Source organism: Prosthecobacter vanneervenii, assembly GCF_014203095.1.
Taxonomy (GTDB): Bacteria; Verrucomicrobiota; Verrucomicrobiia; order Verrucomicrobiales; family Verrucomicrobiaceae; genus Prosthecobacter; species Prosthecobacter vanneervenii.
This window is the reverse complement of sequence record NZ_JACHIG010000010.1, coordinates 125,346-151,330: the sequence shown is the minus strand read 5'-3', so window position 1 is coordinate 151,330 and position 25,985 is coordinate 125,346. Positions and strand designations below refer to the sequence as shown.

27 protein-coding genes are annotated in these 25,985 nt (G+C 60.7%); 11 read left to right on the top strand and 16 right to left on the bottom strand.

The annotated features are described in order from the left end of the window. Window positions 1-378 precede the first annotated feature (378 nt). Window positions 379-825 (top strand): hypothetical protein, encoded by a 447-nt coding sequence (locus tag HNQ65_RS20635; protein ID WP_184342556.1) that lies wholly within the window; start codon window positions 379-381, stop codon window positions 823-825. 25 nt (window positions 826-850) lie between these two features. Here the strand turns inward: HNQ65_RS20635 and HNQ65_RS20630 are convergent, their stop codons facing one another. Continuing rightward, complete coding sequence (locus HNQ65_RS20630; RefSeq protein WP_221306234.1) at window positions 851-1,966, bottom strand: Fic family protein; 1,116 nt, start codon at window positions 1,964-1,966, stop codon at window positions 851-853. A 366-nt stretch (window positions 1,967-2,332) separates the two neighbouring features. Then, complete coding sequence (locus HNQ65_RS20625; protein WP_184342552.1) at window positions 2,333-3,616, bottom strand: family 16 glycoside hydrolase; 1,284 nt, start codon at window positions 3,614-3,616, stop codon at window positions 2,333-2,335. 219 nt (window positions 3,617-3,835) lie between these two features. Here HNQ65_RS20625 and HNQ65_RS20620 point away from each other — a divergent pair, with 219 nt between their 5' ends. Further along, window positions 3,836-4,072 carry a hypothetical protein gene (locus HNQ65_RS20620; RefSeq protein WP_184342550.1) on the top strand — a complete coding sequence of 79 codons (237 nt, stop codon included), beginning with the start codon at window positions 3,836-3,838 and terminating at the stop codon, window positions 4,070-4,072. A 263-nt stretch (window positions 4,073-4,335) separates the two neighbouring features. Next, a complete protein-coding gene (locus HNQ65_RS20615; protein WP_184342547.1) occupies window positions 4,336-4,689 on the top strand; it encodes a hypothetical protein in 354 nt (117 codons plus the stop codon). Window positions 4,690-4,707: 18 nt separating this feature from the next. Here the strand turns inward: HNQ65_RS20615 and HNQ65_RS20610 are convergent, their stop codons facing one another. After that, window positions 4,708-5,097: an MGMT family protein gene (locus HNQ65_RS20610; RefSeq protein ID WP_184342545.1), complete on the bottom strand. Its 390-nt coding sequence runs from the start codon at window positions 5,095-5,097 to the stop codon at window positions 4,708-4,710. A 112-nt stretch (window positions 5,098-5,209) separates the two neighbouring features. On the opposite strand from HNQ65_RS20610, the gene HNQ65_RS20605 reads away from it, so the two are divergent. Then, the gene (locus tag HNQ65_RS20605) at window positions 5,210-5,665 is read left to right on the top strand and encodes a hypothetical protein (RefSeq protein WP_184342542.1); all 456 of its coding nucleotides are present in this window, start codon (window positions 5,210-5,212) and stop codon (window positions 5,663-5,665) included. A gap of 10 nt (window positions 5,666-5,675) precedes the next feature. On the opposite strand, the gene HNQ65_RS20600 is transcribed toward HNQ65_RS20605, so the two are convergent. The 12 genes from HNQ65_RS20600 to dnaK form a co-directional block, all read right to left on the bottom strand. Then, complete coding sequence (locus HNQ65_RS20600) at window positions 5,676-6,380, bottom strand: pyroglutamyl-peptidase I family protein (RefSeq protein ID WP_184342540.1); 705 nt, start codon at window positions 6,378-6,380, stop codon at window positions 5,676-5,678. After that, the gene (locus HNQ65_RS20595; protein ID WP_184342538.1) at window positions 6,377-6,895 is read right to left on the bottom strand and encodes a hypothetical protein; all 519 of its coding nucleotides are present in this window, start codon (window positions 6,893-6,895) and stop codon (window positions 6,377-6,379) included. Before HNQ65_RS20595 ends, HNQ65_RS20600 begins: the two co-directional genes overlap by 4 nt. 202 nt (window positions 6,896-7,097) lie before the next feature. After that, the gene (locus HNQ65_RS20590) at window positions 7,098-7,526 is read right to left on the bottom strand and encodes a C40 family peptidase (protein ID WP_184342536.1); all 429 of its coding nucleotides are present in this window, start codon (window positions 7,524-7,526) and stop codon (window positions 7,098-7,100) included. Window positions 7,527-7,910: 384 nt separating this feature from the next. Next, window positions 7,911-9,422: a Gfo/Idh/MocA family protein gene (locus HNQ65_RS20585; RefSeq protein ID WP_184342534.1), complete on the bottom strand. Its 1,512-nt coding sequence runs from the start codon at window positions 9,420-9,422 to the stop codon at window positions 7,911-7,913. Window positions 9,423-9,502: 80 nt separating this feature from the next. Then, on the bottom strand, window positions 9,503-9,979 hold the full coding sequence (locus HNQ65_RS20580) for a hypothetical protein (RefSeq protein WP_184342532.1): 477 nt from the start codon (window positions 9,977-9,979) through the stop codon (window positions 9,503-9,505). 127 nt (window positions 9,980-10,106) lie between these two features. Continuing rightward, window positions 10,107-11,474 carry an arylsulfatase gene (locus HNQ65_RS20575; protein WP_184342530.1) on the bottom strand — a complete coding sequence of 456 codons (1,368 nt, stop codon included), beginning with the start codon at window positions 11,472-11,474 and terminating at the stop codon, window positions 10,107-10,109. Window positions 11,475-11,603: 129 nt separating this feature from the next. Continuing rightward, window positions 11,604-12,113 carry a hypothetical protein gene (locus HNQ65_RS20570; protein WP_184342528.1) on the bottom strand — a complete coding sequence of 170 codons (510 nt, stop codon included), beginning with the start codon at window positions 12,111-12,113 and terminating at the stop codon, window positions 11,604-11,606. Window positions 12,114-12,438: 325 nt separating this feature from the next. Then, window positions 12,439-14,061: a chaperonin GroEL gene (gene groL, locus HNQ65_RS20565; protein WP_184342526.1), complete on the bottom strand. Its 1,623-nt coding sequence runs from the start codon at window positions 14,059-14,061 to the stop codon at window positions 12,439-12,441. 43 nt (window positions 14,062-14,104) lie between these two features. Next, on the bottom strand, window positions 14,105-14,401 hold the full coding sequence (locus tag HNQ65_RS20560; protein ID WP_184342523.1) for a co-chaperone GroES: 297 nt from the start codon (window positions 14,399-14,401) through the stop codon (window positions 14,105-14,107). A gap of 107 nt (window positions 14,402-14,508) precedes the next feature. Beyond that, the gene (locus tag HNQ65_RS20555; protein ID WP_184342521.1) at window positions 14,509-15,111 is read right to left on the bottom strand and encodes a hypothetical protein; all 603 of its coding nucleotides are present in this window, start codon (window positions 15,109-15,111) and stop codon (window positions 14,509-14,511) included. Next, on the bottom strand, window positions 15,108-15,692 hold the full coding sequence (locus HNQ65_RS20550; protein ID WP_184342519.1) for a hypothetical protein: 585 nt from the start codon (window positions 15,690-15,692) through the stop codon (window positions 15,108-15,110). The genes HNQ65_RS20555 and HNQ65_RS20550 overlap by 4 nt, the downstream gene beginning before the upstream one ends. Window positions 15,693-15,866: 174 nt before the next feature. Continuing rightward, the gene (gene dnaK / locus HNQ65_RS20545) at window positions 15,867-17,810 is read right to left on the bottom strand and encodes a molecular chaperone DnaK (protein ID WP_184342516.1); all 1,944 of its coding nucleotides are present in this window, start codon (window positions 17,808-17,810) and stop codon (window positions 15,867-15,869) included. 345 nt (window positions 17,811-18,155) lie between these two features. Between dnaK and HNQ65_RS20540 the strand changes: the two genes are divergently transcribed. The 7 genes from HNQ65_RS20540 to HNQ65_RS20510 all read left to right on the top strand — a co-directional run bounded on the left by HNQ65_RS20540 (window position 18,156) and on the right by HNQ65_RS20510 (window position 24,459). Beyond that, window positions 18,156-18,452, top strand: coding sequence for an aspartyl protease family protein (locus HNQ65_RS20540; protein ID WP_184342514.1), 297 nt, complete (start codon window positions 18,156-18,158; stop codon window positions 18,450-18,452). 66 nt (window positions 18,453-18,518) lie between these two features. Continuing rightward, entirely contained in the window at window positions 18,519-18,974 is a 456-nt protein-coding gene (locus tag HNQ65_RS20535) for a hypothetical protein (protein WP_184342512.1), read from the top strand. A 75-nt stretch (window positions 18,975-19,049) separates the two neighbouring features. Then, window positions 19,050-19,586, top strand: a complete 537-nt coding sequence (gene nuoB, locus HNQ65_RS20530; RefSeq protein WP_184342510.1) for an NADH-quinone oxidoreductase subunit NuoB — start codon at window positions 19,050-19,052, stop codon at window positions 19,584-19,586. Between the two features lie 43 nt (window positions 19,587-19,629). Continuing rightward, complete coding sequence (locus HNQ65_RS20525) at window positions 19,630-20,202, top strand: NADH-quinone oxidoreductase subunit C (protein ID WP_184342508.1); 573 nt, start codon at window positions 19,630-19,632, stop codon at window positions 20,200-20,202. 255 nt (window positions 20,203-20,457) lie between these two features. Then, window positions 20,458-21,720, top strand: coding sequence for a PQQ-binding-like beta-propeller repeat protein (locus HNQ65_RS20520; protein ID WP_246438492.1), 1,263 nt, complete (start codon window positions 20,458-20,460; stop codon window positions 21,718-21,720). 173 nt (window positions 21,721-21,893) lie between these two features. Further along, window positions 21,894-23,615, top strand: coding sequence for an LptF/LptG family permease (locus HNQ65_RS20515; protein WP_184342504.1), 1,722 nt, complete (start codon window positions 21,894-21,896; stop codon window positions 23,613-23,615). Between the two features lie 31 nt (window positions 23,616-23,646). Continuing rightward, window positions 23,647-24,459 carry a hypothetical protein gene (locus HNQ65_RS20510; RefSeq protein WP_184342502.1) on the top strand — a complete coding sequence of 271 codons (813 nt, stop codon included), beginning with the start codon at window positions 23,647-23,649 and terminating at the stop codon, window positions 24,457-24,459. 55 nt (window positions 24,460-24,514) lie between these two features. Here HNQ65_RS20510 and HNQ65_RS20505 read toward each other — a convergent pair whose 3' ends face one another. Then, window positions 24,515-25,483 (bottom strand): S16 family serine protease, encoded by a 969-nt coding sequence (locus HNQ65_RS20505; protein WP_184342500.1) that lies wholly within the window; start codon window positions 25,481-25,483, stop codon window positions 24,515-24,517. Between the last annotated feature and the right edge of the window lie 502 nt (window positions 25,484-25,985).

Genomic DNA, 25,985 nt, shown 5'->3' with positions numbered 1-25,985 from the left:
TCACATTCTCATAAGCATGGATACACCCGCGATGAGCCCGGAGTACTCGCGCTTTCTGAATGCCGCCTTTTATCTTTGGGGTGCTGTCCATTACACGTTCGGACAGCGGCTGTATGGGCGTGCGCCGCTCTGGCCTTGCCCCTGGAGGCTGTATCCCATGTCCGCGTTTTCGCGTTGGGCGCTGTTTGTCATTTTTGTGTTGCAAGCGGTTTGGCAGATCGTGCGCGGCCTCTACCACGTGCGGTCATCTCAGTTTATGGGTTTCGCATTCCTACCCTGCCTGCTCTTGCTGGTCGTCTCCTTCCTGCAGGACCGCCGCCGTGAGCGCGCGCGGGGTGTCTGGCGGCTCCCGGAGTTCCCACCTTACAAATCCAGACCATGACTCGCTTCCCACAAATGCGGCGGCTGATCCGCGCCACGGCCATCGCCGCGCCCTGTCTGCTCTTTCTCTCGTTCTTGCTCTTTGCCCGGGGGTTGAGGCTCTGGAGCGGGCTGGTTTTCTTGCTCGCGTTCATTCTCTTCTTCGCCTTTCCGCCTTTCCTCACGGTGCCTCAAAACACGCAGCCTGATTCCGCACCTGGCGGCTGGATCGCAAGGTTCTCCAAATATGCGGTGTTGATGTGGGTCATCAGCCAGCCGGAGTTTACCGCCTTTGAAAACCGCGTTATGAAGGGTGGTGCGCTGTGGGACTGGCGGCTCATCACACCGCTCGCGGTGCTCACCGGCTACGTCATCTATCTCGGTCTCAGCCGCGTGTCCGGGATCACCGATCGGGCTATTTATCACTACCTAGATGCGGCAGCAGTGCCGAAGCAGGAGGGGTAGGCGATAGTCCATACTGAGCCGCAAGTTATGCCCAGTTCGCTTTCCAGGCTCGGAACTCCGAGGGTCGAATTTGGAACCGCGCGAAATTACCTTCATGCAGTGCGGCGAGCTCACTTTCCGCCAGTTCCATGAACCGGGTTTTGTCCCGGGCTTCCACTAGCTCCGGAATGCGTTTTTTCAGAAAATCCACCGCAGCTTTTTGGTTTAGCCCCTCACGCACAACATGGCCCACCACCTCCGCTAGCGCTCCTCGATGCCGCAGCCTGAAGGGATCTGGTTCTCCCAGGGACTGACGCACGGCCGCATAACGTGCGCAGGAGCGCTCGTAGGCCCAGACATAAACCTCCCGCAAATACTCCACCCGGTTCAGTTCATACACCACCAGCGTCGCGCTCTTGTAGTCGTCTTCAGGCACATCCACAAAGGAGAGCGGTCCCAGATTGTGCTTGATGAGAGGAATGTTTGCCGCCAGCCGTGAAGTGCGTTTGTTTACATCCTCAAATGGCTGGAGATAAGGCAGGTGCACCATGATGAAAAACGACTGCTCAAAGGCGTCCTCGATCTGCTCTGCTTTTGTCAGCATCTCCGCAAATTTCTCCTCGATCCGTTGTGGCATCTCCAGCGGATGAAACACCGAGGCCCCAATACTCACCGCATGGTCGCGCAGCCGTCCGCCAGCGGCTGGATCTGGCAGCAGGTTGTCGGACAACAGCGCGTGTAGGCTGCAAATCGTATAGCGGTTGAATCCGATGTCATCGGATGGCTCCGCGAGCAATTCGATGGCCGCCTTGTGATTCAGGATCATCTGCGTCTCCTCCGCCTTTCTGCCGTCGGCGCTTTCCCCCAGCGACAACAGACGATGGGTTTCCAGGAGAGAGTAAGTGTTGCCTTCCAAACGGCTCGAATTCCAAGAAAGGTCGATGAGCAGACGGTCCAGCACCTTCCTCAAATGGGTTCCGGCAGGCAGAGGTTCGTCCATTGTCCGACCCATCGCCGCCAGTTTCTGCCGCAGTGCTTTGGAGAGGTAGCTGGATACATTGGGCACGTAGTCGTCTAAAAAGCCCGGCTGGTAACCCACTGGCCGGCGCATGGCCTGCGGGCGTTTGATCTGGTCACGCAGTTCCAAAACTGCTTGTGGCAAGGGGATGATTTGTTCTGCTTGTGACACTCCCACGCCGGTGGTGGCAGAACCTCCTGAACTCCTCGGCAACGAGAAGCGTCTCGCCCGTGTTGCGCCCTGTGCCTGCACTCTCCCGGTAGAAACGAGCAAGGAAAGCCTGCGTTGCAGGGTCCTTCTGGGTGGGCAGCATGCCAGTAGTTTGCTGATTTCTTCTTGTGAAAGCGGATGCGTGCCTTCCCGGAGGACTTCCAGTATAGGTGCAAGTTCTGTTTCGGTGACCCCCTTTGGCATGGGATATAGTGGCGCAAAAGCCGAATTCGCGCCACCAAAACCCGTGTTAGTGGCGCAAATGCGCTTTTCGCGCCATAAAAAGCACTCCGAGCCTCCTCACTTCCCCACCTGCACCTGCACCTTCCGCACCTCCACCTGCTCTCCGGGCCGGAGTTTGAAGCAGAAGTAGCCGCTCATGCCGTTGATGTTGCCGCTGCTTTGCAGGGGCAGCTCGCCGTCTCCCACCCATGAGGACTGCTTGCCCTGCCAGCGGCTCAGCATCAGTGTGCGCCATTCTGCACCCTGCGGTGGTTTGGCGCAGGTAAGACGGCGGCTGCCACCATCGGCGGCCTGAAGGTCAAAGGACTCCAGCTGTCCGCGATATTCCGCCGAGACGATGAAGTCGCCCTCAAACCGTGACTGGTGGTAGAGCAGGATGGCGCGCTGCCAGTTGTCGTTGGTGGTATTGCGTGCAGTGAGGACGCCGTTTTCGATCTTCGCCGTCATCTTGTCCAGCGGGTGCTCGATCCAGCGGTTGTCGGCTTTGGACCAGCACCACACACGCCAGTCGCTGGCCTGCATGGCGAGGCTTCCCGAAGCGGTGGCCTGCGTGGTTTTGGCGGGCGCTGCGGCAGGTGCCACCACTGCGGCAGGTGTGGCAGCGCGGCTGGCATCTGGGCTCAGCTCTCGCAGTTTCAGATTCCGATAGGCCACCTCGGTACCATGGTCCTGCAATGCGATCGCGGTGGGGCGCTTTACGCCCACGCCGTTGTAGTACTTGTACTTGCTGGTGGCGATGATTTGCTGCAGCGCGGGGCTGCCCAGCTCACACTCCGCCACCTTGCGGCCATTGAGCCAGTGTTCCACGTGGTTGCCATCCACCACAATGCGTCCTTGGTTAAACTCACCCACCGGGCGCAGCATTTTGCCGACAGGGGTGATCAGTGAGTAGATGGCGGCCGAGAGCCGGTTTGCCGCATTGCCACCATGCGCCGTGTCATCCAGCACCTGGTATTCAAAACCCACCGGGCTGTCCCCGGTGTCGCCAGGGTAGAAATTGGCAGCGCGCTTCTCGCCTTCGGTAAAGAGGTACTCCACACCGCTGTTTGCTGCGGCGCCCACGCGCCATTCGAATTCAAACTCAAAGTTGGTAAACTTGGCGTCCGTCACCAGATCTCCGCCGTGTCCGTTCGGGCGCCCGTTGCCTTGGGGCAGGACGAGACAGCCATCCTTGATGCTCCATGAGCCGTTGGCCACGTGCGTCTTGCCGTAGGTGTGCCAGTTTTTGGTGCTGCGCCCATCAAACAGCAGCCGCCAGCCAGCCGCCTGCTCCTGCGGAGTGAGCGTGTTGGGTTCAGCGGCGCTGCTGCTGGAGGCCAGAAAGAAAACAGCAGCAGACACTGAGGCTAGGTGGGAAATAAGCGGGGAGGTCCGGTACATGGCCTACGAGGTTTGCGGAGGTAAGCGGAAGGTTGTCAAAAAGGCAAGCACAGACGCCCGGCCAGCGGCTTCAAGGCTCCGGAGACAGTTTGTTGCCTTCGGCGTGAGCGGGGCTGAAAAACATCGCGGCGCGATATTTTATTGCATCAATGTCCTCAGCGCACACGTTCCTTGCCAACCATGAAGTGCCCAAACCTCGCCTCAATCACACTCACTGTCAGTGTACTGCTAGCGGTTTCCTGCAGCCATGTTCCGGATGAAACCGGAAGCCACAATGGCCGGCCAGTGGCGGCCCGCTCCAGCCACCCGTCCGGGGCAGCCACAGCACCAGCCAAAGGCACCTACCTCGGCCGACGCTACTTCACACCACCAGGGTCCAAAGGCGGACTGCAGTGGACCGATGTGTATGCGCAGTGAAGGGACTGAAACCGTGAAGCAGTCTTGGTCACCTGAGCTGCTGAATGTGCCTCACGAAACAAGATCCTAGTGATTTTCCTGCAAGCCAAGCTTAGCCTGGCATGGGACTTTCTGCATTGATCTGGGCAAACTCCACGCAGCTGCAATTCCTTGAGGTTCAAAATTTGTCCATCCACATCTGAGGAGATGAAAAAGTACTGACAAACATCCCTGTTTTTAGGAATATCGGTCCAGACCATCCAGAAATCAGGAAAATGTTTGTCATGAAGAGCGCCTCAATCGTCCATGCATTGATCACTGCCGCATTCCTCGCGCTGGCAGGCATGTCGTCTGCCAATGAGCCGACCACTGATCCTGACAGCAGCTACCTGCGTGCAGGCGCTCTTTTTGAAGCAGGCATCAAGGCAGTGCATGCCGGGCGCGTGGAAACCGCCATCGGCAACCTGCAGCTGGCACGCTCCCTGATGCAGAAGATCAGCCAGAGCCAGCCCGGCTGGCAGCCAGCGCTGGTGGCCTACAAACTTCAAAAGATCGAAAACACACTCAAAGACCTGGCTGCCTCTCAGGCTTTGCAGCTGGTCGTGGATGACGATCAGCCGGAAGTGACCGCCCGCTAGAAAGCGGCTGTCAGAACCTCACTCGGCATCAGCATCGGCGACATCGCTCCAGCGGATGTTCCGCCGCACGCCCATATTGTGAAAGTGAGTGTCGGCACTTTGGATGTAGCCGTCTTTGCTGATGCGCAGACCCTCCGCATTGAGCCGCCGACGTTGCTTGCGCGAGAGCGCGGCGTCCATGTTGGGGCTCAGGCGTGCCTCTGCAGACACCACGCGGTGCCACGGCAGGGCGGCAGATTCCTCGGGTGTCAGGCGGCTGAGCACCGTGGCTACATGCCTTGCCATCACATTCATATGAATGGCGATGCTTCCATAGGTGGTGAACTTCCCCTCAGGGATCAGCGCCACCAGACGGATGACCTCCGCGCGGATGCGGGCAAAGGCGACGGATTTTCCACGGGCGGCCATGAGATGAGGCAGGCAGCATGCGCAGCTTGGGTCCTTTGTCGATGGAGACAAGAGATGCTGAATGAATGGAGAAGGACTGCCGTCCAATCCGGTGAACCAACCCCTCAATCGTATGAAAGCGACACTCCTCAGCCTTCTAGCTGCGTTCAGTGTGTTTGGTGGCGTCACTTCTGCCTCAGCCCAGATCGTTACCCCGCTGCCGATGGGAGTGCAGCCGTATCCCGGCGAGCGCCGCATTGTGAGCTACCTGACCAACGGCACGCCTGTCTATGCCGTGTATCAGGCAGTGGGCTTTGATGCCATGGGCTACCCCATCTACCAGTGGGTCACTCAGCCCTTCACCACCTATGTGCGGCCCTATTACGGCGGCTATGGCTACCGCAGCTATCACTACCGGGCCCCCGTCTATGTGAGACCTACTTACGTGAGGCCCAATGATGTCATTCTGCATCCGGGCTGGCATGGAAGCCCTCCGGTGCACCATGGCGGTACAGTGCCTCATGGCAGCATGCACATGGGGCATAGCGGCGGCGGCCATTCGGGGCATGGTGGTGGCCATCATCGCTGATGCCGCCTTTTCAAGGCGACGTCGCAGGCAGCAGTTCCAGCTTCTTCATCGAAGCCAGGAGTTCCCTGCCAAAAGCCTGCAGCCAGGCCGCGTCCACTTTCTGCTGTGAGGCCGGGAGCTTCACCGTTTGTCCCAGTGTCGGCACGTGGATGAAGAGCGCCAGCTTCAGTGCTTCGGGCTGCTGTTTCTGCACATGCAGCAGGGAGTAAAGCATCTCCTCGCACAGGTAGCGCCCGGCGCTCTCGGACACATGCGTGGGAAATCCCGCCTGTGTCAGCGCCTGTGCCAGGCCTTCCACTTTCGCCGTCTGGCGCAGTTCACGTTCTGCGTCCTTCACGACCTCGGGTGTCGCGGGCTTCATGCCGGTGTTGTCCGGGTAGCGGCCGCGCAGATTGTGTGCCACGATCTCGATCTGAAACTCCGGCGTGCCTTCACCAAAGGCGATCCACACTTTGGGCAGGGGTTTCTCCTTGTTGATGGACTCCAGCGGCGCGCCCCAGATCACCGGGATCTGGAGGGTCCGAACCTCATTCGGGAAGGCTTTCCCGATCTCTTGAGCCAGCACCCATGAGGCGTTTTCCGAGCGCCCGCCAAAGGCCTCGAAACCGCTCACGAGTACGTCAGATGCAGCGGGCGCAGGCGAGTTTTGCGCCCTGAGTGTGGGGCCTGTCAGGCAGAAGACTGCCAGCCAGACGAGCATGGGGGTTGCTTTCATTGAGCATGCAGATTGCTGATTTGAAACATTCCACTGTCGCTTGTCTTGTCCGGAAAAAACCAGGTGCCCGTGAGCAGCGTGGAGCCGGGTGGCAGGGAGCCGCTGTAGCTCACGGAGGGGTGCTTGAAGTAGCGGTAGCTTTTGGTGAATTTAAGATGGATGTAGCCGTTCTCCTCCTCGCAGGTGCCCGTCAGATCCGCCCACAGGAAGCCGTTCTTCATCGTGCCAAAGCCGGTGTAGGCTTCCTTGATCACGCCTTTGATCTTGTTGGAGCCGCGCGCCTGCTGGATGGCGATCTCAAAGTTCATCGCCTCACCGGCCAGCTTATCATAGGAGCTGCCGTAGCTGTACGAGCCCTGGTAAATGCCCTGTACATTCGGGATGCGGTCGCCATGGAGGCCGCCGGTTCCCTGCATGTCTGAGCAGGAGGCCAGGAGCAGCATCAGGCCCACGCCGCAGAGCCATGTCCAGAAGCGCTGGAGGGAAGATGAGCTCGGCAGGGACGGCTGGTTCATGTGTGCGCAGTGTGTCCGTTGTGGAGCTGCACTGTCAATTGGCAGAACCCCTATCTTCTTTAGACCGGGCGCAGATGTGAAGACGGTATATGGCTGAAGCGGGGTGTATGGCAGGTTCATGGCGGGGAAATCATGGCATAGATCAGGTGCGGGCGCTCTGCACGTCGTGACATCTGTTTTGAAAAACAGAGGCTCGTTGAAATCATAACCAAGCCGGATGCCGGGCATGGAAGCCCGCATAGGAGCGGCTTGCCAGCCGCCAGCGAGGTCCCTCTCCGGCGTATGAGCCCGAGGTGTCAAACCGCAGGCCGCAGATCTGAATGAAGACATGGTGGCCCGGATTTACAAAGAGAGTCACATAATTGCCCGGCCCAGCCAGGGCGTAGCTGGCAAAGGCGGTGGAGCTCAGCGGCCTGGTCAGGAGTCGTGCGCGGTAAAGCACATGAGAGACCGAGCCTGAGCAGTCAAATCCGTTGTCAAAGAGGTATCGGTGGCCGCCGCCCCACTTGTAGGGCTTGCCTACAAGTTCATTGGCGGCGGCCACCAATTGATGAACAATGGGTGGATGGCTTTCGTGGGCGTAGGCGTAAAGCCCGTTGAAGTAGAGCGGCACCACGGCGGGAGTGGTCATGAAATAACCCAGCCCACCGCCAACAGCCCCCAAGGCACCCCACATACCGAGTTTCAGCCAGCGCCTGCGCCCGTCCAACAGCCGCACACATTCAGCTTCGGGCGTTTCACTCAGAGAGTTCGGTATGGGGGTGTCAGCCTCATGCTTGTCCACGCAGGTACCCTAAGGCGCAGTCTGAGTTCCTCCTCTAAATGGGCGCTTAAATGAATCCCAAGCAGTGTTTAGGCATGGTAAAACATTTAGCAGGGGGCGGGGCTGTTGTCTTCACTCAGCGGACAGGTGCCGCTCAGCCGTCCTCGCAGTGTCGTCACGCTCATTGTAGGGCACAAAAAAACCGCCGCCCGGTGAGGGGCGGCGGTTGGGTGGACAGTGGGTACTTGAGCTTTAGGCCTTCTTGGCTTCCGGCTTCTTCGCAGCGGGCTTTTTGGGGCGCTCCGGCGGGGAGAGAGGTTCGGGGGCGGCTTCCGGCGGGAACTGGATGAGCGGGAAGGGATTGGCCTGCGGCTCCATGGCGTACTCGCGGTCCTTGAACTGACCGGCTTTCGGGAAGGGATAGTTGCCATCCTTGTCGGCCACGAGCGGCGGCGGGCCGTCGAGCGTGAGCTGATCCACGTTCGGAGAGAATTCGAACGCGCTGTTGATGTAGTCGTTGTAGCGCACGACTTGGCCGGTGTGTGCGGCGGCGCGGCCCATGGCGGTGGTTACGCTGGACTTGATGCCGCGCTCCACTTCATTGTAGGGCTTGTCCTTGATGATGGCCTCGATGAGGTCCTGCCACTCCAGGTCATACGGATTGGGCTCAGGCTGCTTGCCGCGCCAGATGATGTTGGAGCGCACCATGTTCTGGCCCTTGAAGGTCATGGCCTTGGAGGGGAAGTGGCCGGCGGTGGAGACGATGGCGCTGCCCTTGGTGCCATGCACCTGGGTGGCAAACTGCGTGTGCGTGTTCAGTGCGGTGCGGCCTTCCAGGTAGAGCTTGGCGCCGTCCTTGAAGGTGTACTCGCAGGAGTAGTGGTCAAAGTTCTGGTCCACATTGTCGCCACGGTCGCTGCGGCCGCCGCTGGCCTGCACTTCCACCGGCCAGTCGTTCTTCATCCAGCAGGCCTCGTCGATGTTGTGGATGTTGAAGTCGCTGAAGCCGCCGCCGGAGGCCCAGAGGAAGCTGTGGAAGTTTTTGATCTGCCAGAGCAGCTCGTTCGGATTGCGGGTCACATCACGGCGCGGGGTGAACACGCTGCCGATCACGCCCTGCATGCGGTAGGCGCGCATGAGCATGAGATCGCCGATTTCGCCGTCCTGGATGCGGTTGAAGAGCTCGCCACGCACGCGGCAGTGGCGGCACATGAGACCGACGCCGACTTTCAGATTCTTCTTCTTGGCTTCTTCATTTAGCGCCAGCAGGCGGCGTGCGGTGGGGCCGTCGGTGCAGATCGGCTTTTCCATGAAGATGTTCACGCCCTTCTCGATGGCGTACTTGAAGTGCACCCAGCGGAAGGCCACTGGCGTGGTGAAGATGGCCACGTCTCCTTTGCGCAGGGTGTCGATGGCGTGCTTGTAGGCGTCAAAGCCGATGAACTTGGAATCTTCAGACACGGACATGCGGTCCGGGTGCTTTTTGGAAAGGCCTTCAAAGCTGGCGTCGAGGCGGTCTTTGGAAACATCTGCCATCGCCACGAGGCGGGTCACGCGGGACTGCACGCCCATCGCATTGCTCGCAGCGCCGGTGCCGCGGCCACCGCAGCCGATGAGGGCCGTGCGGATTTCATCACTGCCAGCGGCGTGCACGAAAGGAAGGTTGATGCCGGAGAGAACAGACAGACCGGCGACTGTCTTCGTGGTGGTTTTGAGAAATTCGCGGCGGGACGCTTCGAGAGGGTCGGTTATAATGGTATTCATGAGGAGCACTTTTGTACGTTGCCTCAGCAGCATAGCTTGCCGAAGAATCTTGCACCAGTCTTGTTGTTACCTGCTTCTGTTTAGCAGGCTTCGCGGTCCAGCATGCCACCGCGTGCGGAGATCTCCGCAAAGGCGCGTGAAAGAGCATTGTTCAGCTCGTGCAGCGTGGCCTGCTCCAGCTCTGGATCCAGAGAGGCTGTCAGCGTGGGCTGCAGCACAAAGGTCTGTGGAATGACAGGCACTGTTCTGGGCGCAGGTGGAGGCATGACCGTGGCCTGGGCCTCATGGGCGGGGGCGCTGCTGGCAGTCAGCAGCAGCTCAGGGTGCGGCTCTTGAAACAGCATGGCTGTGGACAGGCCAGCGGCAGCCTCTTCAGTCCTGGTTGCAGCGCAGAGTTTTTTAAGGCGGGCGAGTTGAGCATCCAGCTGGTGATTAAACCATTCGCGGGTGCGCTGAATTTCCTGTGCCAGCGCTGTCAGCTCATTGGCAAAAAGTTCGTCGGAATGAGCAGGCAGGCCAGGAGGCGGCAGAGTGGCGTGGGACGATGGAAAGCTCATGCAGGTCTAAACCTATTAAAAATTTCATAGATTATCAAGCCCTCTTCACTCTCAATCTCACGGAATTTCAAAATATACCGTTTTTGACACTCTAAAATTTAAATTTTATCGTATTTTAAATATAGGTTCAGGGTTTCTTCTTCCCCTTCCCCGCCCTTTTCTGCACCAGCGGCCAGTCGGGGTCGGCGGTGCGGGAGGATGTCATGAGCTCTTCGGCCTTGGCCACCAGATCGGGACGCTCTTTGGCCAGATCATGTGCCTCGGCAGCATCGGTCTTGAGGTCATAGATTTCGATGGGTGTCTCCGGTCCGTTGCGCACGGCTTTCCAGTCGCCCCAGCGCACGGCCTGCAGCGAGGCAGCCTCGTGCAGCTCCCAGTAGAAATGGTCGCGCTTGGGAGCCGGACCGCCTTTGAGAAAGGACACGAGAGAGAAGCCGTCCGGTTTGCAGCCTTCGGGGATCTTGGCACCAGCCAGCTCGGCGGCGGTAGGCAGGAAGTCCCAGAAGGCCCAGGGCTCGTCCGTCACACGTCCGGCGGGCACTTGGCCGGGCCAGCGCGCCAGGGCGGCCTGCCTCAGCGCTCCTTCATACAGGCCGCGCTTGTAGCCGCGCAGACCGTTGGAGGCTTGGTCAAAGATCCTGCCCATTTCTGAGGTGGGATCAAACGAGGAGCCATTGTCGCCAGCGGTCATCACCAGCGTGTTGTCATCAATGCCGCACTCCTTTAGCGTGGCCAGCAGCCGGCCCACATCGCTGTCCAGGCGCGTGACCATCGCCGCATAGTTCTTCTGCAGCTCGGTCCACGGCTTGTCCTTGTAGATGCCCTGGTCGTCGATCTCAAAGCTTCCATGCGGCAGCGTGATGGAGAAGTAGAGGAAGAAGGGGCCGCCTTTATGCTCGCGTACCCAGCGCACCACTTCATCAGAGATGAGCTGCTGCGCATAGGTCTGGCCCACGCCCTTGCCGGTGTTGCCGGGCAGGTTGAAGGGCTTGTCGTCGTTGTAGAGATAGGTGGGGAAGTAGCTGTGCGCGTGGCGCTGGCAGTTGTAGCCGTAAAAGTGGTCAAATCCCAGCTTCAGCGGGCTGCCCGTGGTGTCGAACATGCCCATGCCCCACTTGCCCATGCAGGCGGTGGCGTAGCCCGCATCGTGGAGGATCTGCGCCACAGTGATCGTGCCCGCAGGCAGCGGCTTCTGTCCTTCCTTGCCGATCTCGCGGTTCGCACGGATCGGGCAGTGGCCGGTGTGCAGGCCCGTCATGAGGCAGGAGCGCGAAGGGGCGCACACGCTGGTGCCGCAGTAGCCCTGCAGGTAGCGCGTGCCTTCTTTCGCCATGCGGTCCAGATTCGGCGTCTGGATCAGCTTCTGGCCATAGCAGCCCAGGTCTCCCTGCGCCAGGTCGTCGCTGAGGATGAAGATGATGTTTGGTTTCTGCGCCGCAGAAGCGGAAAGGGAGAAAGCGCAGGCGGTGAGGAGCAGAATGAGAGAGCGGAACATGGCTGGGAGCATGGGAACGCACGCGGCGTCGGCTTCTTCACGCCATTGTCAGCACAAGCCCGCAGGCAAACAAAACGGCCCGGAGTTTCCTCCAGGCCGCCTGTGGTTTTGAAGATGCAGGATGAGCACTCAGCGCACCTGGCACACAGTCTTGGCTACAGCCTGCGCAAAGGTGTTGGCGATCGTGTTCATGTTCACCGACACACCGTAAAGGCCGCCGATCATGAAGGACTTGTTGATGATGAACTCGCCCACCTTTTCGCGCTTCGGCATGCGATAGACGGACACCACGCCATCCAGCTGGATCTGCCCCATGCCCGGCAAGGCCGTGCGCACCAGACCATTGCCACGGGCATAACGGGTGATGTTCACCTCCAGCAGATAACGATGGGCGATGCCGGAGCCGGGCTGCGCCAGCGCCATCACATCCTGGGTGATCCTGTCTGCCAGCACCGCGCGGTCTGCTTCAGGCATGCGTGCGTCCGTGGTGGAGACAGTGGTGCTTACGCGGTCGCCTTGCGCGATGGCCGCCGTGAGAGGCGTGACGTAAACGGCATTCGGCGTGCGCGTGGCACAGCTGGCCAAAGTGAACGCAACAGCGAGAACGGAGAGGCGGCGGAGGATTTGTGGGATGTTCATGAGAGGAGAGCGTGGAGAGCAGACAGGACGCTTTAAGATGCCTTAGCCTCGGATGTTATTCAAACGGTGTCCCAAATTCCGTGAGCAGGCTTTTGAATGCGGCCTAGGCTGAAAGCCTGCGGAAGGAAGACCAAAGTGGAGGAGGGAGCGAAGCTGCCGCTTTCGAGCATCTTCTGGTATTCGCCTGCGTTCCAGCCTGCAAAAAAATGCGGCCCGGAATTGCTTCCGGGCCGCGGTGGGGGTTTTGGGTTTTCTGAGCCGCCGGGTGGGTTGGGTCACCCGACGGTTCAAAAGGGATGAAGGGACAGGAATGTCCCGACGAAGATTACATCATGCCGCCGTGGTCGTGGCTGTGACCGGCGTCAGCTTTTTCTTCCTTGGGGATGTCTGCGATGAGGCATTCCGTGGTGAGGAGCAGGCCGGAGATGGAAGCGGCGTTCTGGAGAGCGCTACGGGTCACCTTGGCAGGGTCAACGACGCCAGCCTTGATGAGGTCCACGTATTCGCCAGTGGCGACGTTGTAGCCGCTGTTGCCCTTGCCCTTCTTGACTTCGGACACGATCAGCGCGCCTTCCACGCCTGCGTTTGCAGCAAGCTGGCGGAGGGGGGCTTCGATCGCACGGGCGATGATTTCAGCACCGGTCTTCTCGTCGCCGACGAGCTTCAGATCGCCAACGGCGGCCTGAGCGCGGATGAGAGCGACACCGCCGCCAGGGACGATGCCTTCTTCCACGGCTGCACGGGTGGCGTGCAGGGCGTCTTCCACACGGGCTTTCTTTTCCTTCATCTCGGTTTCGGTGGCAGCACCGACGTTGATGACGGCCACGCCGCCGGCCAGCTTGGCCAGGCGCTCCTGGAGCTTCTCGCGGTCGTAGTCGCTGGTGGTTTCGGCGATCTGGTTCTTGATCTGGGAAACGCGTCCGGCGATCGCGTCGGAAGAGCCTTCGCCTTCGACGATGACGGTGTTTTCCTTGCCGATGGTGATGCGCTTGGCACGGCCGAGGTCGGAGAGCTCGATGTTCTCAAGCTTGATGCCGAGGTCTTCGGTGATGCAGCGGCCACCGGTGAGGATGGCGATGTCTTCCAGCATGGCCTTGCGGCGGTCGCCGAAGCCAGGAGCCTTGACGGCCACGATGTTGAGGGTGCCGCGCAGCTTGTTCACCACGAGGGTGGCCAGGGCTTCGCCTTCCACGTCTTCAGCGATGATGAGGAGGGGCTTGCCGGAGCGGGCCACCTTCTCAAGCAGAGGCAGCATGTCCTTCAGGTTGCTGACCTTCTTCTCGTTGATGAGGATGTAGGCGTTCTCGAGGTTGCACTCCATCGTTTCCGGATTGGTCACGAAGTAGGGGGAGAGGTAGCCCTTGTCGAACTGCATGCCTTCCACCACTTCCAGAGTGGTTTCGATGCTCTTGGCTTCTTCCACGGTGATGGTGCCTTCCTTGCCCACTTTGTCCATGGCTTCGGCGATGATGTTGCCGATGCTGGCGTCCCAGTTGGCGGACACGGTAGCGACCTGGGCCACTTCCTTGCTGTCCTTCACGGGGGTGGAGATTTCCTTCAGCTTGGCCACGATGGCCTCGGTGGCCTTGAGGATGCCGCGCTGCAGGGAGGTCGGGTTGGCGCCGGCGGTCACGTTGCGGAGACCTTCGGAGTAGATGGCTTCGGCCAGCACGGTGGCGGTGGTGGTGCCGTCACCAGCAGTGTCGGAGGTCTTGGAGGAGACTTCCTTGATGAGCTGAGCGCCCATGTTTTCATAGGGGTCCGGAAGCTCGATTTCCTTGGCCACGGTCACACCGTCCTTGGTGATGGTGGGGGAGCCGAATTTCTTTTCCAGGATCACGTTGCGGCCGGCAGGGCCGAGCGTGGCCTTCACGGCCTTGGCGAGCTTGGTGACGCCGCGCAGAAGGGCCTGGCGTGCGTTTTCGTCGAAGTTGAGTTGTTTAGCCATAACAGTTTAAGAGGTGGGTTTGAGGATGGGTTTGTGGAGGGGATTAGCCGATGATGCCGAGGATGTCGGTCTCGTTGATGATGAGGACGTCTTCGCCGTTGAGCTTCACTTCCGTGCCGCCGTACTTGGAGATGAGGACCTTGTCGCCCTTCTTCACGGTGAAGAGGGTGGAGACGTCTTTGCCTTCGTCATCCTTGCCGGTGCCGAGGGCGAGCACTTCGGCCTCCTGCGGCTTTTCTTTGGCGGTGTCAGGAAGGAAGATGCCGCCAGCGGTCTTTTCTTCGCTGCTGGAGCGCTTCACGAGGACACGGCGTCCGAGGGGTGTGATGGAGTTGGCCATAGTTGGTCTGCTTTATGCTTTTAGGGTTTGCGGTTCTGGTTTGGTTTCGGGTTGTCTGCCCGGCCTGCTGTCACACGGTTGGGTGTGCCGGCTGGCCGGGCGGAAATTCATTCGGGGTCGCTGGGGGGCGCAGTCGAGGCTGCGGGAAGGGTGTTGGGTACGATCGCCACTCCGTTCGGCGCGCGGTCCAGGCCGCCGTAGCTGATGTCCGGGGTGGCTTCTCCGATCTCGGAGACGAGGAAATCGACGATGCGTCCTGGCTGCTCGGAGAGCACGGACTGCAGCATGCGGGAGGTGCGGCTGCGGTCATAGCCCTTCATGTCCAGGTCCAGCTTGGCAGCGCCTTCCAGGCCTTTGACCTGGGCGGCCAGCTCCACGGTGGAATTCACGCGCTTCATCAGCACGGGATCAACGGCCAGCTTCTTCATGGCGGCGGCCAGCTTGTCCTTCACCTCCGGGGTGTTCAGCAGTTCGGTGGCGGTCTTGCCGGGGTGGCGGGAAATGATCTCGTCAGCCTCGGCCTTGAGCGCCTCGTCACCCGTCGCCTTCGCGGGCTCGGGTGTCAGTGCGCTGGAGATCTCGGACTGAAGCTGCGCCTCACTGACAGCAGGCTTGGCCGCAGGCGCAGGGGCGGCTGTCTTGGGGGCTTCGGATTTGCCGCAGGCGCTGAGGGCCAGCGCTGCGACGAGGGGCAGTGGGCTGGTTTTCATTGGGCGCGTGGGGCTATGGCAGCGTTGGAGATTTCACGCAGAGCGGTCTTCACCGCCTGGTCAAAGGTCGTGAAGGATTCATACGGTGCGCCCAGCAGGCCGGTCATGCCGCGCAGCTCGTTGGGGTTTTCCAGGCGGCCCATGACATACCACTGGTCCGCCGCATGGCTGCTGATCAGGGACTTCAGGTACTCGATCTCCAGCTTCTTGTTGGTGATCTGGTCGTTCGTGTCGGAGCTCTGGTTGGCAAACTGCACCATCGGCTGGCGGCACAGCAGGATGCCGTAGGCGTGGTTCGGGGCCAGGGAGCAGGTCACCGTGTACTTGGCCTGGGAGTCCACCAGGATGTGGGAGGGGTCCGTGCAGCTGATCGCCAGCTCCGTCTCGGAGAGGCGGGCACTGGCACCCATGGGATCGCGTTTGATGATGAAACCCTCCGCTTCCGTCGTCATGGCAAAGCACTCCACGATCTGGTGCAGAAACCGCCTGCGCATGGCGAGCAGCTGCTCGTCATGACGCTGGAGCAGGGCCTTGGCCTCTCCATCGAGTGCAGACAGTTCTTTGAGGGCTTCGAGACTCATCGGGAAAGTGGGTTGAGGTTGAATTTGGCACCCACAGATGTGCTGGGGGGGAAAGACAGAACGCCGCTTGGCGACGAACCGTACAGGCTCGCCACCAAGGCGGGAATCATTCTGGCTTTCGGAGACAACATCAAAACAGCTTGATGAGTTGAGGTTCGTTAGCGTGAGGTCGGATTACTTGTCCTTGTCCACGACTTCGAAGTCGGCATCCACCACCTTGCCTTTGTCCTGGGACTTGGCTTCGGAGGCGGAGGCTCCGGCGGCGCCCATGTCGGGCATGCCACCTTCGGCTCCGGGGGCACCGGCAGCTCCTGCAGCGGCAGCGGCCTGATAAGCGGCGGCAAAGAGCTTCTCGATCTCCTCCGTCTGCGACTTCATCTGGTCGATGTCGTTCGCTTCGATGGCGGACTTCAGGCTGGCGAGCTTGTCGGTGATCGGCTTGGTCTGCTCGGCGGGGACTTTGTCTCCCCACTCCTTCAGGGTCTTCTCGATCTCGTAGCTCAGGCTGTCGGCCTTGTTCTTCACTTCCACGCCTTCCTTGCGCTTGCGGTCTTCCTCGGCGTGCTCTTCAGCGTCGCGCTTGGCCTTCTCGATCTCGTCCTGGGTGAGGCCGGAGCTGCCCTGGATAGAGATGCGCTGTTCCTTGCCGGTGGTCTTTTCCTTGGCGGAGACGTGCAGGATGCCGTTGGCGTCGATGTCAAAGGTCACTTCGATCTGCGGCACACCACGGGGCATCGGCGGGATGCCGTCGAGCTTGAAGGTGCCGAGGGTCTTGTTGTCGCGGGACATCGGGCGCTCGCCCTGCAGGACCACGATTTCCACGCCGGGCTGGTTGTCGCTGTAGGTGGAGAAGGTCTGGCTGTGCTTCTTCGGAATGGTGGTGTTGCGCGGGATCATCGGGGTGGCCACACCGCCGGCGGTCTCGATGGCGAGCGTCAGCGGGGTCACGTCCAGCAGGAGCACGTCCTTCACGTCGCCTTTCAGCACACCGCCCTGGATGGCAGCGCCGATGGCCACCACTTCGTCCGGGTTCACACCCTGGTGCGGGTCTTTGCCGGCCAGCTTGCGGGCGGTTTCCACCACCTTGGGCATGCGGGTCATGCCACCCACGAGCACGAGTTCGTCGATCTTGCTAGCGTCCAGCTTGGCGGCGGCCAGGCAGTCACGCACAGGCTTCATGGTGCGCTCAAAGAGGGAGTCGCAGAGCTGCTCCATCTTGGCGCGGGTGAGGGTCTTCATGATGTGCTTCGGCCCGGTGGCGTCGGCGGTGATGAAGGGCAGGTTCAGGTCGTAGCTCTGGCTGGAGCTGAGGGCGATCTTGGCCTTCTCGGCTTCTTCCTTGATGCGCTGCAGGGCGTCCGGCTGGCCGCTGAGGTCGATGCCGCTGTCGCTCTTGAACTCGTTGACGATCCAGGTGATCAGCGTGTTGTCCCAGTCGTCACCACCCAGGTGGGTGTCGCCGTCCGTGGCCAGCACTTCAAAGACGCCGTCGCCGATTTCGAGGACGGAGATGTCGAAGGTACCACCGCCAAGGTCATACACGGCGATCTTTTCGTCGGACTTGCTTTCGAGGCCGTAGGCCAGGGAGGCGGCGGTAGGCTCGTTGATGATGCGGCGCACGTTCAGGCCGGCGATTTCACCAGCAGCCTTGGTGGCGTTGCGCTGGGAGTCATTGAAGTAGGCGGGGACGGTGATGACAGCGTCGGTGATGGTTTCGCCCAGCTTGGCCTCAGCGTCGGCCTTCAGCTTGGAGAGGATCATGGCGCTGACTTCCTGAGGGGAGTAGGTCTTGGTTTCGCCGCCGACTTCCACCTGCACGTGGGCGTCGCCGTTGCTGGCGGCCACGATCTTGTAGGGCATGCGCTTGTCGGCTTCGGTGAGTTCAGCAAACTTGCGGCCCATCAGGCGCTTCACGGAGAAGACGGTGTTGCGGGGGTTGGTCACGGCCTGGCGCTTGGCGGCCTGACCGACGACGCGTTCGCCGCTTTTGGTGAAGGCGACGATGGAAGGCGTCGTGCGTGCGCCTTCGCTGTTTTCCAGCACCGTGGCCTTGCCGCCTTCGAGGACGGCCATGCAGGAGTTGGTGGTGCCGAGGTCAATGCCGAGGATTTTGCTCATGGTTTTGGGGTTGGGGGAAAAGGGTGTGACTGAGGGTTTTGGTGGTTATTCCTTGGCTAGAGCCGTGCCAAGTGGGGTTTTGGAGATGCAAAGCACTGATAATCAGCGATTTGATCGGCTATCTCGAAAAGTGACACAGAGCCAAAAATTGTGCCAAACTGTGCCAAAGTGCCAAAGCGTGGCACAATTGCGCTGGCATTTGGCACATTTGGGGACATGGAGCGCACGCGTCCCGCGTGCCGTTTTCCGCGTCCTCGCGGGAAACAGGCCCAGGGAATGCGCAGGGTTTGTCGCTGCGCAGAAATCAGCTTTCCAAACCACAGGCATGTTTGCATGGTTCACACCATGGGAATCTGCCGTGCCGCAGCCAAGATTGAAAACGTCGTGGATCGTGAGCAGGCGGCAACGATCCCGAAGATGCTTGTGGACACCGGCAGCGAGTCCACCTGGGTGCCTGCGACCACGCTGGAAAAGATCGGCGTGAAGCGGGAGAAGAAGGATCTGGCCTTTGTGATGGCGAACGGACAGCAGATCACCCGCAGCGTGGGCTTTGCCAAGGTGCGGGTGGACAAGGCTGTCACCGTTGATGAGGTCGTCTTTGCTGAGAAAAGGCGATCTGCTGCTCGGAGCACGCAGTCTTGAGGGGCTGAATCTGGCGGTGGATTCGCGCCAGAAGAAGCTGGTGGCCGCCGGGCCGCTGCCTGTGGCGTGAATCCAGATTTCGATGTTCCTGGGCAACGGTCTGACCTTGTGAAAGAGGAGGTGAGGGGCATCATGCGCGGTATGTTTCTCCTCAAGACAGCTTTGGGTGGCGCGGTTATGATGCTCTGTGCCTGTTCCTCCATCGGCGGCTGGGTGGGGAAGGTCGGGGGGCGTGCGGATGCGCGAAGAGATTTGAGAGCTGGCAAACTGGTGTTGGAGGTCATGGGACTGCCTACTCCGTGGGACAACACCTACAGCAGGCTCTTGAAGGAACGGTATGGCATCATGCAACGTGGGGTGGGCGGGTGCATGGTGGGCAGTCGTGTGGCAAGCCACGCGCAATATTATAATGAAATCATGGAGGCCGAGATTACCCGCCGGTTTGGGAAAAATGTCTTTGAGAGAACACTCCATGAAGCCGTGAAGATGACCCCCCGCCGTCGCCCTAACCCTCCTTTGTGAAATATTTCACAATCTGTTTGCCGCCCCTGCGCCGGGGGCGTAATTCTCAAGGTCCCAAAATCTCCCCTGACTCCCATGGTCGCCCCTGCTGAATCCACCGTTGCTGCCTACGATTCCAAAGTCGAAGGCAATGTCATCTTCACCAAGATGGACGCCGCCATCAACTGGATGCGCAAGAACTCCATGTGGCCGATGCCGATGGGCCTGGCCTGCTGCGCCATTGAGATGATGGCCGCCGCTTGCAGCCGTTATGACCTCAGCCGCTTCGGTGCGGAGGTGATGCGCTTTTCCCCCCGCCAGGCCGACGTGATGATCGTGGCCGGCACGGTGACTTACAAGATGGCCCTGGCGGTGAAGCGCATCTGGGACCAGATGCCGGAGCCCAAGTGGTGCATCGCCATGGGTGCCTGCGCCTCCAGCGGCGGCATGTACCGCAGCTACGCCGTGCTGCAGGGCATCGACCAGCTTATTCCGGTGGACGTTTACATCTCCGGCTGCCCTCCGCGCCCCGAGGCGCTGCTGGAAGGCCTCATGCGCCTGCAGCACAAGATCGAAACCGAGCACTCCTTTGTGGAGCAGAAAAAGGAGCTCATCGCCGAACTGACGGCCTGATCTGCGCGCCGGAACGACGAACCCCTTTCCTTTTCATCCACTCATGAATGCCGCCCAAATGGTCGAAGCCCTGAAGCAAAAGTTCGGCGATGCCGTGCTGGAGACGAAGGAGTTCCGCGGAGAGCACACCCTCGTGGTCAAGCTGGCCAGCGCCAAGCCCCTGCTCTGCTACTGCCATGACGAGCTGAACTTTGACTACCTGATCGACGTCTCCAGCCTGGACTACATGGGCAAGGAGCCGCGCTTTGAGATGGTGTATGAGCTCTATGGCTACGGCCACCTGCAGTACCTGCGCGTACGCACTCCGGTGGCTGAAGACGTGGAAGTGCCCACCGTGAGCGACATCTGGCCCACCGCCAACTGGCACGAGCGCGAGGTGTACGACATGATGGGCATCAAGTTCAGCGGCCATCCCGACATGCGCCGCATCCTGATGTGGGAAGGCTACCCCTTCTTCCCGCTGCGCAAAGACTTCCCCCTGGAAGGCAAGCCGAGCGACATGCCGGACGTGGGCTTCACCCGTGTGGCTCCGATGGCCGACGGCCCCTTTGTCACCACCGCCGGTGCTCCCGACACCCAGGCCCGCGAGCCGCGCTCACGCAAGCCGGTGGAGTGATGCCGCTGCTTCGCTGACCTGATTGGCGAGGAAAGTACTAAGGCACGAGTCTCATACAAGCAGCAGGGCCTCCTGCCGCGAATGACGAGGCATACCCGTGAATTTTCACGAAGATCGCTGGTCGTCTGCGCGCTCACTCGTGGACATTCGCGCTCGTTCGCGTTTTAATACAAATCTTCCGCAGCCTTGTTCATTCTTGTGACGATGCTGCACGATAGAGCCGCACCACCTCCCCCGTTCCCCTTTTTTCCTCGCATGACACGCACCCACATCACCACCGTACTCGGTCTGGCCATGGCCACGACCGCCTTCTCCGCCGACTCCTCTGACTGGGGCACCTTCCGCGGACCTTCCGGCAACGGCATCGTGCCCGCCGTGGCTAATTCCAAATGGAGCCTCAAGCAGGTCTGGAAATCGCCCACAAACAATGGCTTCAGCTCCTTTGCCGTGGCAGGCGGCAAAGCCTACACGCTCGTCACTGGCGAGAGCGATGGCAACAGCGGGGAAATGCTCGCCTGCCTGGATGAAAAGACCGGCAAGCAACTCTGGAGCAAGCCCCTGAGCGTGGTGCCCAAGTATGACGGCGGCGGCGACGCCGGCACGCCTGATAACAAAGGCGGCGACGGCTCCCGCTCCACTCCCGTGGTGAATGGCGGCAAGGTCTATGCCATCGATTCCATGCTGGGCGTCTTCTGCTTTGATGCCGCCACCGGCAAGGAAGTTTGGAAGCACGATGTGATGAAGGAAAACGCCGGCGTGCAGATCAAGTGGGAAAACGCCGCCTCTCCGGTGATCGATGGCGATGTGCTGCTGCTGGCCGGCGGTGGTGCAGGCCAGGCGCTGATCGGCCTGAACAAGAACACCGGCAAAGTGGTGTGGAAGGGCGAGGACGACAAGATGACCCACGCCACCCCCGTGCTGGCAGACATCCTGGGCGTGCACCAGGCCATCTTCTTCACGCAGACCGGCCTCGTGGCCGTGAATCCACAGAAGGGCGATGTGATCTGGCGCGCCGCCTTCCCCTACAAGGTCAGCACCGCCGCCTCCCCCGTGGTGTTTGAAGACATCGTATACTGCTCCGCCGGCTACGGCGTGGGCGCTGGTGCCTTCAAGATCAGCAAGAGCGGCAGCAAGCTGGAGGCCACTCAAATTTGGCGTCGTGAAAACCAGTGCTTCAACCACTGGAGCACCCCGGTGGTGAAGGACGGCTACCTCTACGGCATGTTCAGCTTCAAGGAATACGGCGCGGGCCCCCTGGCCTGCGTGGACATCCGCACTGGCGAAGACAAGTGGGCAGAGAAGGGCTTTGGCCCCGGCCAGGTCATTCTGGCAGGAGACAAGGTCATCGCCACCAGCGACAAGGGCGAGATCGTCGTCGCCGAGGCCTCCCCCGCCGGCTACAAGGAAGTGGCCCGCAAGGACGTGCTGGACGGCAAGGTCTGGAGCTACCCCATCCTGGCCAATGGCAAGATCTTTGCCCGCAGCACCGTCGAAGGCGTTTGCCTGGACCTGAACTGATCTGGCCGCATCCGTACAAGATCCAACTCATCCGAAGCCCGGAGCACCGCGAGGTCTCCGGGCTTCTTTTTAGATTCATTCTCAGGGGAAGAATCCGCACCAGAACCACTCATGGCAGGACCGTGCAGCTTGACGCATCGGGGGCTTTAAACGACTCTCCGGGCTCCCTTGGCATGAAGCAGTGGCTGCAAAAGATCAACGAGGCCTGGCAAAAGGCGCGTGAACTCCCCTACATCGGGCGGAGCTCGTTTGCGGTGGCCATCGTGCTGCTGGTCATCTCCATGATGACGGGCTGGCACCGCACACACCCGGATGACGGTGTGGACATGGCCATGCAGCAGGCCCAGCAGGCGCAGATGGATGTGCCGGAGGGCATCCTGGTGCTGTCCCGCGTGCTGCCTTACCTCAACCTGTGGGTGCAGCTGGGCGTGCCGGTGCTGCTCTTGGTGGTCTGGCGCCGCTGGGGAGATCTGCGCCGCCTCATGCTGCCGGCCACCATTTCCTCCGTGTCCATCGCGCTGTGGTCCATCGCCAGCGAGCTGGTCGATTACATCGCCCATGCGCACATGACGGAGATCGGCGAGCCGCCGGTGCCGGTGGCCTTTGCGTTCAAGCTCGCGTGCATCGCGCTGGTGTACCTCTCGGTGCCCTTTGTGCTGCACTACTACCGGCGTATCGGAGTGCTGGAGCGCTACACGCTGCGTACCTTCCTGCACCCGCTGGTGTTCTGCTTTGTGTCCTTCTTCACGCTGTGGATCATCATGGATCTGCTGGACAACATGAAGGACTTCCAGGAGTCGAAGGTGGGCCCGCTGCGGGTGATCTCCTTCTACCTGAGCATGATCCCCTTTGTGTACACGCAGATCCTGCCGGCGGCGTTGCTGCTCGCGGTGCTGTACTCGCTCACGCGCATGTCCCGCGCCAATGAGCTCATCTCCATGCTGGGCACCGGGCGCAGCCTGCTGCGCGTGCTCAGCCCCATCTTCCTGTGCGGCATCTACGCCTGCCTGCTGAACATGGCGGCCAACTACTACTGGGGCCCGCGTGCGGAGGGAAACCGGGAGGCCGTCTTCCGCGCCATGAGCGTGCATGCGGCTGACTCCATCATGGCCTCCCAGATCATGTTTCATGACGAGCAGAGCCACCGCACCTGGTATGTGGGCACCTTCCCCTTCTCCATGCGCAGCGGGGCGGAGCGCATGCACGAGGTGCAGATCCGGGAGGAAACCAAGGACGGCCAGCCCCTGCGCACCATCATCGCCCCCTCGGTAGGCTGGTCCTCGCGCAACGGCTGGCGCTTCTACGACGGCAAGGAGCTCATCTACGAAAACGGCAGCGTGGTGGACATCCGGACCTTTCCCAAGGACCGAAACGGGCAGCCTGTGCTGCAGGTGCCGGGCATCGAGGAGACTCCCTGGAGCCTCGTCAGCTACGCGCTGCGGCCGGACTTCATGGGCGTGCCTGAGCTGCTGTCCTACCTGCGCGCGCACCCCAAGGCCGCAGACGACAAGCTGGCCCCCTTCCGCACGCACCTCTGGCACCGCTTTGCCCTGCCTTGGCAGCCCATGGCGCTGCTGCTGGTGGCCGCGCCGCTGGGTGTGGCCTACTCCCGCCGCGGCTCAGTGGGAGGCATCGCCGTCAGTGTCTTTCTCTTCTTCATCTTCATGTTTACCAACAATCTTTTCCTCAACCTGGGCAAAGGCGGGCATCTGCCCACCTGGCTGACGGTGTGGATCCCGCATATGATCTTCGGTGGCCTGGGGCTGGTGCTCTTCTACTACCGCTCCGCCAACCGCGATCTGCCCAGCTTCAAGCTGCGCCTCTTCAAAAAGAAGTCCGCCCCGCAGATCGCCCGCCCGCGCAACCGCCGCACCGCCGGAGCCTCCGCTACTTGAAAGTCCGCGCCTGAAACTTTAAAGAAAGCCGATGCAGCAAAACTGGTCCATCCGCAGCCGCGCCCACACCTGCGCCGTCACCCAGCGCCCCTTTGAGGACGGCGAGCTCTTCCACACCTCCGTTTACTTTGACCCCGAGGAAAACGGATACGTGCGTCGCGACGTCTGCGCCGAGGCCTGGGCTCAGGAGCAGGAGCAGCGCAAGCCCATCGCCGCCTGGAAGACGCGCTACCAGAAGGTGCTGGCCGAGGCCAAGCCCGAGATCGCCCCCAAGGAGAGCGCCCAGGCCCTGCTGCAGCGCTTCATCGAAGAAGGCGACCCCCGCACCGAAAACGCCCGCTACATCCTAGCTCTCATGCTGGAGCGCAAACGCCAGATCACCCAGACCGCCGAGAAGGAGGTGGATGGCGCCAAAATGCTCTTCTACGAAAACAAGAAGACCGGCGAGATCTTCATCGTGCGAGATCCCGAGCTGCGCCTCGACGAGATCGCCGACATGCAGGATGAAGTTGCCACCCTCCTCGCCTTCGGTGGTCCTGCGGCCGATGCCGCCAAAGCTGTAGGTGTGACCCTGACCGTGGACGGCGTGGTGCCTGCTGCTGATCCCGCTGCGCCTGCAGATGCTGCTGCCGAAAGCGTCGATCCTGTCCCAGAGGAAGCTGCTGCCAGTCTGGCAGAGGCAGAAGAATCTGAAGCCAGCGAGGAAGCCGCAGAAGATCAGACCACCGACGAATCCGCTGCGGAGGCGGCGGCTGAATCAGAAGGCGCGGAGGCACCGGCAGATTCCGACGCCGAGACGGCAGCTGCTGCGCAAAGCGACGACGGCGAGCCCCAGGCGGAATAATACCACGATCCGTGAAAGCAGGTCTGAGGGCGTAGGCTGGAGCCGAGGAAGAAGGCTACAGTCCGAGCTCTTCTCTCACTTGCGGATCATTCATCAGCTTTTCATGAGCGGCCTTGGCACCGCCAGCCGCGCTACGCACACGGCTCACCATGTCAAGGAAGCGGGCGCTGCCCCGAGTGGGCGGGTTGCTCATGGAGGTGCGGATGACGTCGGCAAAATTGATCATGTGATCCACATAGGGCCATACCCGCGAATCAAGCATGGGCCGCAGACGGCGGAGCTTGTTCAGGCTGCCGCCAAGCTCGTCTCCATTCAAGCGGCTGATGCCATTGCCATCGATGTCATGACTGATGGCTGTGATGATGAACTTGGCGCTGTTTTCCGCAGCCTCGATCGAGCCAGCAATGGACAGACTACGGGGTGTGTTTCCCTGCAGATACATCAGCAGATATTTGGCGGACAGGCAGTTTGGCGCTGCCGCGTAGAGCGCCTGCAGGCGTTGCACTGCGTGCGGATTGCGCAGAAGCGGCACGAGCTGCTGCGGATTGCGCATCATCACCGCGCGCATGCTGTCAAAGTTGGCCAGCGCCGTTTGCAAAGCCGCGGGGCGTTCGGGATTGGCCAGCGCCAGGGCATCGTCGAATTTTGACAGGCTGAAAACGGCGATGGCCACCAGCGGTGTCGGGCCGTCTGTGACAAGGACATCTGCCACGGCCTTTTCGTTTTTTGCGGGCACTCCCACGATTTTGCAGGCGCCCTTCGTTGCGCCACGGATTTTGGCGGCCACGCCGCCGATAGGCTGCACACTGCCGTCGGAGTTCATGTCTCCCGTGACTGCAAAGCTCGGATCCCACTCCTTGCCGGTCAGGGATCCTTCCAGCAGCAGAGCGCAGGCTACCGCCGCAGAAGGTCCGTCTTTGGGCACATACTTGTCATCAAAGCCGATCTCAAGGACATGGCCCAACGGCCAGCCGTTGTGGCGTAGCTTGGAAAACCTGCTCACCTCATTCAGGGCTTTGAGCATGTCATTCCCCACGTCTTGGTTGAACCTCAACGTTGAATTTGCGTCACCCAGGGTAGGCAGGGCCGTGAGATTAATTCGCGTAAGTTGTCCCGCCTCTCCGCCGCTCAGCTGGGCAATCAGCAGTCCATTCACGCTCGTCTGGCGGGAACGAAAAGCGGGCACTCCCTTCTCAGCTGGAGCAGGGGTAGGAGCAGGGACCAGGGGCTGAGGTGATGCCAAAGCCTGGCTGGCTGGCGCAGGGGTGTTCCCTCCTCCAGTAGCAGGCGCTCCATCCGTATGAGCTCCTACGGGATTCCACTTCCGCAATGACTCGGGCAGCATGTCCCTCTTCCAAGCCAGCATCAATAAAAGAACTAAAGCGAAAAGAATAAATCCAATTTTCATGCGGAACGCGCATTAGGCACTTCTGTGAAATAATCGTCAATCTCAAAGAATGGCCAGTTTGCGATCAAATACGAAATCTCAGGCCACGGCCACGGCGGTGCACCAGCAAAGGATGCCG